5 protein-coding genes are annotated in these 10,150 nt (G+C 39.0%); 2 read left to right on the top strand and 3 right to left on the bottom strand.

Going from position 1 to position 10,150, the window contains the following annotated elements; all coding sequences use genetic code 11:
- The 3 genes from hemH to AC4MRQ_RS22900 form a co-directional block, all read right to left on the bottom strand.
- The coding region (gene hemH, locus AC4MRQ_RS22890; RefSeq protein ID WP_491200055.1) for a ferrochelatase at nt 1-608 on the bottom strand (608 nt) is incomplete at its 3' end.
- A gap of 281 nt (nt 609-889) precedes the next feature.
- Entirely contained in the window at nt 890-5,044 is a 4,155-nt protein-coding gene (locus tag AC4MRQ_RS22895; protein ID WP_491200056.1) for a two-component regulator propeller domain-containing protein, read from the bottom strand.
- 86 nt (nt 5,045-5,130) lie between these two features.
- Nucleotides 5,131-6,150, bottom strand: coding sequence for an NAD(P)/FAD-dependent oxidoreductase (locus AC4MRQ_RS22900; protein ID WP_491200057.1), 1,020 nt, complete (start codon nt 6,148-6,150; stop codon nt 5,131-5,133).
- A 162-nt stretch (nt 6,151-6,312) separates the two neighbouring features.
- Between AC4MRQ_RS22900 and AC4MRQ_RS22905 the strand changes: the two genes are divergently transcribed.
- Both AC4MRQ_RS22905 and AC4MRQ_RS22910 read left to right on the top strand, forming a co-directional pair.
- Nucleotides 6,313-7,398, top strand: coding sequence for a family 10 glycosylhydrolase (locus AC4MRQ_RS22905; protein ID WP_491200058.1), 1,086 nt, complete (start codon nt 6,313-6,315; stop codon nt 7,396-7,398).
- A gap of 93 nt (nt 7,399-7,491) precedes the next feature.
- Entirely contained in the window at nt 7,492-9,750 is a 2,259-nt protein-coding gene (locus tag AC4MRQ_RS22910; RefSeq protein ID WP_491200059.1) for a glycoside hydrolase family 20 protein, read from the top strand.
- The last annotated feature ends 400 nt before the right edge of the window (nt 9,751-10,150 follow it).

Consider the following 10,150-nt stretch of genomic DNA (forward strand, 5'->3'; position numbering starts at 1 on the left):
ATATGACGAACAGTATCCGGATATTTATCACCACGCTTTACGCCATACATTGGAATGGCATGTGCTGTAAACAACAATAATGGATTCTCCACACCCTCTTTTGCGATATGTTCTTCTATTAAAGTCTTCCAGTATTCAAGGAATTTAGGATGAACACTGTAGTCGCATATTTCACGAATTTCCAGACCATTAAGATGTTTAGCGGCTTTCTTAACATCAGTAAAAACAGATGATGTTGTGGTATCACTGGCCTGTGGATACATGGTTAAAACATCAACCGACTCAACACCGTCATTAACCATCTGTTTCATTACATCAGAAATAAACGGTGGTGTGTACGAGTAGGCCGTATAAACAGGTATGCCAGAGCTTTCAGCTAAGGCTTTTCCAGTTGCTTCGGTATGTTTTATAATTGGGGTCCCACCAATAAGCTGATATTTTTGCCAGGATGAAGGATGCCGCTTTTTAGCAATCATATTGGCAACAAATTGTCTTACTCCGAATGGCAGTGGCAATATATATTTATCACTAAACATGTTTTTAAGGAAAAGACGCATCTCGCTTAATGACTGTGGTCCGCCCATATTGACTAATAAAATACCCTTCATATTTTACTGTTCGATTTAGTTAGTTTTTCTTTCCAAAAATGAAACAGCAAGATAGCCAGAAAGGTTGAGAATATTGGTTTACCGATGGTGTTTTTTACTCCTGTAATCTCCCGATTCACGGCAATTGGATTTAAACCATAAATTATACTTCTCACCCAATCTTCAGAGGGAAGGTTTTGCGTCATTCTCCTTCTTCAAAAGCAAAATAGGGAAGTGATTACGATCGTTAAAAACGATTGCTCATATTGTATGGACCAGATAAGGCAAAAGTCATTAATGTATTACAACCCCATCTCACGAGGCGTTTTGCCAAACTGTTTCTTAAAACACTTACGGAAGTAATCGACATCTTCAAAACCAACTTTCATGGCTAATTCGGCAACCATCATTTGCGGATCATTCTGTATCAGTTCAAGAGCAATACGCATGCGAACTTCACGGATAAACTCAACTGCGCTTTTGTCGCTCAGGGATTTTAGTTTCCGATAAAGTGTTGAACGGCTCATTCCTAATTGATTTCCCAGTTCCTCTACTCCAAAGGCTGGATCTTCAACATGCTCCTGTATTGAAAAAATGACTTTTTTTAAGAACGGCGGAAGATTCTGTTTCCAGTCTGGTTGAATATCATCAACATTGGATGTTAATTTCTTCTGAAAGTTTGCTTTAAATTGTTGCCTGGCCATCATGACATTATGAATCTTGCCGGCAAGAATTCGATGATTAAATGGTTTGACGATGTAATCATCAGCTCCGCAATCAATCCCAATTTGTTGATTTTCTTCTGAGCCCAATGCTGTTAATAAAATAACAGGGATATGGTTAGTTCGCTCATCCTGTTTTAAGATCCTGCAAACCTCATAACCATTCTTGCCAGGCATGAGCACATCGGTAACAATAATATCTGGGATTTTATCAAACGCTAGCTCAACACCGGTTTCTCCATCCGGTGCCTCATAAATCTCTTCACATTTTATTGAGGTCTTTATAAAATCACGCAAATCATCATTGTCTTCAATGATCAATACAGAAAAGTTTTCCTTCATCTCAGGAAGAGATTGTTGGTTAAGATGGTTTGTATTAATTAATTCAACTTGAGCCAAGGTATTATCAGCGTCTTCAATGATGGGGAATATAAATTCGAAACAACTACCTCCTCCAGGATTGTCTTTGACATAGATATCTCCTCCATGTAAGATGGCCAACTCCTTTGCAAGTGCCAAACCAATTCCGGTTCCGGTTGTATTCTCATTGCCTTGCGCATCGCGATAGAAACGTTTAAATATTGCTTCTTTTTTTTCCTCTTTAATTCCAGGACCCGTATCACAAACTGATAAGATTATACTTTGACCTTCCTGTTGTTCCAATATCAATTGAACCTTACCGTTTTCAGGCGTGTACTTAAAAGCATTACTGATGAGGTTAACCGCTACCTTCTCTACCACATCGGCATCAAAACAAACCTCAAATGAATGTGAGGATTGCTGCAAGGTAAATTCTACCTGCTTCTTTTCAGCTAAAGGTACGAAGTTCGAATAGATGTTTCTGATACAGTCATCTAGTTTACCTTTCTGAGTTCGAACCGTCATGTGACCAGTGTCAATCTTACGAAAATCCAGCAACTGATTCACCAGGCTAAGTAAACGCTTTGTATTACGTTGTACCAGCTTCAGGTCATGCAATTTATTATCTCTTGAATCAATTGTGCTAAGCAGCTTCTCAATGGGTGCTGAAATCAATGTTAACGGAGTTCTGATTTCATGTGATATACTTGTGAAGAAACGTATTTTACGCTCATCAGCCTCATGAACCTGCTTCGTCATTTCTACCACTTTATCTCGCTGCTCTTCAATTTCCTTTTTCTGTCTCTCAAGAACTTCGTTTTGCTTCTCAATCGCTTCTTTCTGAAACCTCAGGTCTTTCGTTTTTTCTTCAACCTCTGATTGCAGCTTATTCTTTTGTAGGGTTAAGTTCCTCAAGCGTAAACGATACCCCACAAATACTAATAGCACTAATGCTACTAATATTATGACTTTAAACCAAATGGTTTGATAATAAGCCGGATGTATTGTGATGTGAATTATTTTTGTTTCACTCCAGATACCATCAGCATTAGCTGCCCGAAGTTTAAACTTATAATGCCCGAATGGTACGTTGGTAAAAACGGCTTTTCTTTCCTGGTAATCAGCATCAATCCAATCATTATTAAACCCCTCTAATTGATACTGGTAATGAACCTGCCTTGGTTTTGACAAGGCGATAGACAATAAATCGAATGTGAAGAAATTTTCATCATGTGCCAACTCAATACTGTCGGTTTGCGTAATCAGTTTATGCAATAACACACGTTTATTGACTCTTTGTCCCTTTTTTACAGGTTTATTCTGAAGACTAAAACCTTTCACATACACCTTAGGAGCTACCTTATTATTGACCATATGAGCTGGGTCAAACTTGTAAAACCCATTTAATCCACCTAACAACAATTCTCCTTTACCATTTTGCCACCAGGCATCGTCAGAAAACTCAAAGCCTTGCAGGTAATTGTTGATACTTTCCGTATCCGGAGAAATCCTGGATAAACCATTGGCTGTTGAAACCCATATATATCCTTCATTATCCTCGTTGACACTATATATAACATTGTTGACCAGACCATCTGATTCGGTATATAATCTAAATCCTTCACTGCCGGGTTCCAGACAATTGAGACCGCTGTGAGTACCTACCCATAAACGCTTCTGAGAATCAAACAAAACGCAATAGACCTTATTATTGGAAAGAGAAAATGGATCTTTTAAAAGCGACCTGTAATTAGTAAACTGACCTGTCTCAGGATTAAACCGATCGATGCCAGCTCCATCAGAAGCCAGCCAAATGTACCCCTGATCATCTTCAGTTATGCTGCGTATAAAATTCCGGTTTCCAACGTTTGAGTCTATCTCATGTCTATACAAACGGGCTTTTCCTGATGTCCTGTCATATAAAATTAAACCATCAGTTGAACCAATCCAGAAGCGGTTTTTGGAATCTTCGTAGAATTCATAAACGCTTCCAATCGGGCCCAGTTGTTCTGAAATATTTTGAGTGATCGTCTCGACACGATAAGATGCTCCGGCCTTTACCAACATTGAAACACCTGCCGATGACCCGAGCCATAAATGTCCATCACTATCCTCAAACATACCCCTGATAACATTAGACGGCAGTTTTCTTTCGTTTTTCAGTGTTGCTGTAAAATGCTCAACAATCCCCTGCCCGGAATTAAATCGATCTAAACCTTCGTTTCGATAACCTATCCAGATATTTCCTTGTTGATCCTCCAATAGCGTGCGTACATCATTGCTTCGCATAATAGCTGAATCACCTTCTCTTTTTATATACTTGGCAAAAGGTTGTTTGTAAGGATCAAATTTGTTTAATCCGCCAAATCGTGTACCCAACCAAATAACACCTTCCCGATCTTTGCATAAACTGGTAATGTTGTTTCCTGAAAGACTTTCGGTATTGAACATTTCGTTTCCTGACCAATTGATCTGAAGTTCTCCCTCTTCACCACTATCGAAACTTATTAATCCATTATTTGTGGCTATCCAATAGCGATTATTATATTCCTGGATAATTGAATTAAAAGAAGAATGAATACCAGTTTGCTCTCTTACCTTTGCCGAATTTAGCGACCACGCAGCAGATAAATGATTTGTGGAATCGAATTCAAGCTGGTAGGCTCCCCGTGAATATATGACCCAAAAACGTTTCTTATAATCTTGATAAATGTGATTGACAGATCCTCTGAATGCCTCCTGATTGTAATCAATATCTGAAAATGAAACCAGTTTGCCATTTTCCAGCTTGAGCAGATTTAATCGCTGATTGGTTCCTACCCAGACATAACCATCTTTAAACCCTAAAAGTGCTCTAATATGATTAGAACTTCCAGATAAAGGAAGAGGAAAGGCCTTTATTGAATCGTTGGTAGTATCCAGAATGTTTAAGCCCTTTGAAGTTCCAATCCATACGTGCTGCCCGTTATGACAGATGGCCGTCACATCATTTCCAAATAACTGTTGTCCCTCCTGTCCAAGCGCATGGTAATTTTTAAATTCACCCGATTCAGGATCAATTACCGATAATCCGGTGCCAACAGTACCAAACCAGATTTTTCCTTTATCATCAGGCGATAATACATTAATGATATTAGATCCGGCATAAAGCTGACTGCCCTGATCAGGTTTAAAATTGACAAAGTCGTATCCATCGTACCTCGATAAACCATCATAGGTTGCTAACCACAGATAGCCTTTGGAGTCTGTTGCAATATCGGAAATGAAGTTGTTGCCCAGACCATCGAGGGTTGAAAAGCGTTCGAAACGTTTGGCATTTTGCCCCCATGATATCAAGGAAACCCAACACACTATAAGTATCAAGGTTATCCGCATTGACCATATGGTAGAAGAATGACTCACCAGTGTAAATTGATAAGCCTGCAAAATAGGAAATATTGGTCAAACCCTGATATGTATTGCTAAAATTGAGACATCAGGATTTTATCGCTCACCTCATCTGCTAAGCTTGGTGCCATTAGTCCACCTCTTGAACCTAATCCGTTAAAAATCCCTATCTGTGGGTATTCATCAAGAAAGTTCATTATCGGTCGTCTGTCGACAAGCGTTGGTCTAACACCTGTTAGTTGTTTATTGATTTTAATTGGTAAATCGGAGATGACTGACCATTTGTCAAGCAACTCTTTTTGTTTTTCTACAGTCGGCTTAAGCAAATCCCAATGATGAGCATATGTAGCACCTATTTTAAAATGATGAGTCCCCACCGGCATCACAAATACACCTTTGCTTAAGATATAATCCAACTTAAGTTGTGGTATCTGAACATCCAGTAATTCACCTTTGGTATTGTTCCATTTAAGATGTTGAAAAAAACGACTTTTTGCATCAAAACTCCCGCGACAGAAAATTACTTTTTTAGCAGTCAAATATTGCCACCGAATACCACCATTAGTCAGAATAATGTCTTCATCATTAAACTGAGTTTGTATTAATCCATCTCGCTCTTTCAGGAACTGACGATAACTCTTTATCATTGTTGCCATATCCAGTCGTGCACACGGATGGATGGTTCCATATCCATTGGGCTGACAAATACCTTTGGGCAGATCATACCTTGCTTCTGTTGATACGTAATGCTTCAGACCTTCTTTTTGATTCTGATGTTGCCAGAACATTTCATCATCCTTGCCATAAATCTTTTTAATAGGCATTGGATAATAAAAACGCTTATTAAGGAAACTCTCCAGCTCCTGATAAAGATGATGTGCATAAGGCTGAAATTGGTCCGCCCGCCAGGTTTTAGTGACTCGTTTTACAACAATCGGATTAATTAATCCGGCTGCTGCCAGCGAAGCACTCCCTTCCAAAGGAGTATCAATGACTTTATGATCTACATTTTTCTTAAACAAATGATATGAAAGTAATGTGCCAGCCAATCCCTGACCAACTATCATAATGTCAGTCTGTTCTGTTTTACGCATTTTCTGTTTACAACATTAGTATCATCAAAAGAAAAAAGATACGGCACATTTGTTCAATTATCTGTAACAAGATTTCAATTCGGTGTCTGTAAAGGAAACTATATTTCGCACTTTAAAATAAAAGGCTGACCTTAGAATGTACAACCTCTAAAATGTATCATTATGAAGTTATTTAGTAAGCTCATCGGTTTCCTGTTCGTGTTATCACTGATGTTATTAACAGCATGTCAGCCTGCCCCAGAAGAATCGTCTTCCAAACACTATGTGTGGATGGGCGAAGGTAAAAATGAAGGCACAGAAGAACTGGAGAAAATGTTTATCCGTCTGAAAGAAACAGGTTTTGATGGTGTGATGTACCAGTGTCCATTAGAGAAATATGCAGCAGCAGTTGAGCTCGCACATAAACATGGATTGGAATTACATGCCTGGCAAACCATTTTGCGCCGTTATAATAAAGAATTACTAAGTGAGCATGCTGACTGGTATACGGTAAGTCGTGATGGAAAATCAACAGCAGAGCATCCTCCCTTTATTGATTATTACAAGTGGCTTTGTCCTACGAAACCAGAGGTTCGTGCTTACCTAACAAATTTTGTTGAAGATTTGGCTGTGGTACCAAATATAGATGGTGTTCACCTTGATTATATCCGTCATTCTGATGTTATATTGGCTCGTGATCTTTGGGATGTATACGGATTAGTGATGGATAAGGAATATGCAGAATACGATTTCTGTTATTGTGATGATTGTATCGAACGCTATAAAGAAGAAACCGGTGAAGATGCTTCTGCATTTGGAGATGTTGCACCGGATAATGAGCGTTGGCGTCAGTTCCGATACGATATGGTTACTGAGACTGTTGATGCATTAACAAAAGCTGTTCATGCTAAGGGAAATAAAATCAATGCAGCTGTATTTCCAACACCTGCCATCTCAAAAAAACTGGTTCGCCAACAATGGGATAAATGGGCATTGGACGCTTATTACCCAATGAACTACAACAGTTTTTATCAGGAAGGAATTGATTGGATTGAGCAATCATGTATTGAAGGAGTTGAGGCATTAAATGGAAGAGTTCCATTGTATAGTGGGTTATACATGCCGGCTTTTGAAACACCTGAAGAATTCAGATTAGCAATACAAGCATCAAAAAATGGTGGAGCTGCCGGAATTAGTGTATTTACACCATACGAAATGAATGATGAGCATTGGCAGATCGTGAAAGAAGAGATTGAAAAATGGAAATAGAAGACTTTAACTGGTAAGCGATTGGTCATTAAACCACTATCTGATGCAAAAGTTGATACGATAGCGATTTACATGACGCTTAAAATGAACCTTATGAAAATAAAACAACTTGGTGCAATTGTAATAAGCACTTTACTAATTGGCTGTCAGTCGAAAAATGAAGAAATGAAACTAAATTTAATTCCTTATCCAGCGGATATTATTCAGCATGAGGGTACACTAAACATTCCGGTTGAGCAATTGACTGTTACTTCCGAAGATGAATTTGTTGTACAGTTTCTTAACAAGCAATTAGCTGTTGAAAAAGGAATTGAATTAATGTTCGCCGTAAATGGATTACTTAAGTTCTCTATTTCTTCTGATGGTGAAATACCTTCTGAAGGCTATCGTCTGACAGTTGATGAAAAGCAAATATTGGTAGAAGCGACTGAAAAAAGTGGATTATTATATGGAGCACAGACATTGCGTCAATTGCTATCAGTTGAAAATAATAAGGTTAAAATACCCAAAGTTGAGATTGTTGATTATCCGCGCTTTGCCTGGCGGGGAATGCATTTTGATGTATCGCGCCACTTCTTTAATGTAGATGAGATTAAAGAATTTCTAGATTACATGGCCATGAATAAGCTCAATACTTTTCACTGGCATTTGGTTGATGATCAGGGCTGGCGATTAGAAATCAAGAAATATCCAAAGTTAACAGAGATTGGAGCCTGGCGCGAGAATGTTGGTTTTACAGCCAATCAGGAAAAAGGATTAAATAAACAGAATACCAAACCATACGGTGGATATTATACACAGGCAGATGTGAAAGAAATAGTAGCTTATGCTTCTGAGCGTAATATCACAATTGTACCTGAGATAGAGTTACCCGGACATTCTGCCGCTGCTCTTGTTGCCTACCCAGAGTATTACTGTGATAATGCCGGTGAATTAGAGATTTGGGAACAGGCAGGCGTATCGGCCGGTGTTTATTGCGCCGGTAAGGAATCAACATTTCAGTTTCTGGAAGATGTCCTGACAGAAACAATGCAACTATTTCCCGGAGAATTTATACATATTGGTGGCGACGAAACACCTAAAGATACCTGGCTGGCTTGCCCCGATTGCCGTAAGCGTATGAAAGAAGAAGGTGCTCATGATGAACATGAACTGCAAAGTTATTTTGTTAATCGCATTGAGAAATTCCTGAACAAGCATAATCGTCGCTTAATCGGGTGGGACGAGATACTGGATGGTGGTCTGGCGCAAAGTGCAGCAGTCATGTCGTGGCGAGGTGTTGCTGGCGGTGTTAAAGCTGCCGAAGCTGGTCATGATGTGGTGATGACACCAATGTTTCCGTATTATTTTAATCACACGCAGAATCATTTAACAGCATCACCCGGACATCCCGGGATTAGTACACTCCGAGATGTATATACTTTCCCATCAATCCCAACTGATATTTCCTCTGAGAAAAGACATCATGTGATTGGTGTGCAAGCGAATATGTGGAGCGAATATATGCCGGAATTTGAGCACATTCAGTATAACCTGTTTCCACGTGTTTTTGCAATCGCGGAGGTGGCATGGAGCCCGTCAATCAAAGAGTGGGAAGATTTTTACGGACGCGTTAATCATGTGCTTTCCTCTATTGAAAAGTACGATGTGGTACCTGGTGATATAAGCTACCATGTTCGCATCAATGTAGAACCAGATTATACCAACAAAAGTGCCGATATCGAATTTGTTTCAGAGCGACTAAATCCAATCTATTTCACAAAAGATGGAAGTGAACCAACTCAGCAAAGTCCGGTTTATAATGGTTCGTTCAGTTTGAAAGAAGATGCACATATTATGGCCTGCCAGTTTAAAGATGATGGCACAACCACTCATGTTTCAGAAAAGGAAATCATCTTTCACAAAGCATTTGGCAAACCATATGACCTGAAATATGCACATGCTCCTCAATACGATGGTGGTGGTAAATATGGTTTAACCAATGGCTTTTTAGGCGTAGAGGTTGGTGTTGAAGAAAAGCCTATTGACCTGACAATTGACATGGGCGAGTTAATAGAAATCAGCTATATTAATTCAAGGTTTAAAAACGCCCCGATGTCCTGGGTATTTGGTCCAAAAAAGGTGAAATATGAGGTGTCTGTCGACGGTAAAACATTCAAAGAAGTAGCTGCATTCGAACCAGGTGTGACAAAAAGTGATGTAAACGAGGTAGTTGATTATCCCGCCAGCTTTGATGTTGTTAAAGTTCGATATGTTCGAATTGTGGCTGAGAGCGTTGGCGTATGTCCAGAGTGGCATCCGGCAGCCGGAGGAAAAGCCTGGTTATTCTCCGATGAAGTTATTGTGAAGTAAAGACCCAATGTTGAATTGTTGATGTGTCGATATGTTTGATTTACATACTTTAAAAGAAGTTTAGTTGGCGTTGGTCATTGGAATAAATTAAAAAGCTAGTGCCTTAAAAGATATTGGTATAGTTAGTAATAAACACCTCCTGCTTGTTTATTGTGCAACAGGGGGTGTTTTTCCCAGATATGTCATTAGGGTGCCGTCATGAAGGTTCAAACAATAATAAAATCAAGTATTTGAACGAGGAATCATAGCCTAAGCTATACTGACGAGTACAAATGCAATGAAATGATTGATTTTGAAGTTGTTTGAATTTGTAATAGATAATTTAATGATATTTCTGGGGTTAACTCCTATTTTGTGCAATGCATGACCCACTATTAGATTTTCATATTTAGCAGTGCTG

The organism is Carboxylicivirga sp. (assembly GCF_982718395.1).

Excerpts from the sequence above, each read along its gene's own strand:
- AC4MRQ_RS22900 (WP_491200057.1), bottom strand. The coding sequence starts at position 6,150 with ATGCGTAAAACAGAACAGACTGACATTATGATAGTTGGTCAGGGATTG.
- AC4MRQ_RS22910 (WP_491200059.1), top strand. The coding sequence starts at position 7,492 with ATGAAAATAAAACAACTTGGTGCAATTGTAATAAGCACTTTACTAATT.
- AC4MRQ_RS22905 (WP_491200058.1), top strand. The coding sequence starts at position 6,313 with ATGAAGTTATTTAGTAAGCTCATCGGTTTCCTGTTCGTGTTATCACTG.
- AC4MRQ_RS22895 (WP_491200056.1), bottom strand. The coding sequence starts at position 5,044 with ATGCGGATAACCTTGATACTTATAGTGTGTTGGGTTTCCTTGATATCA.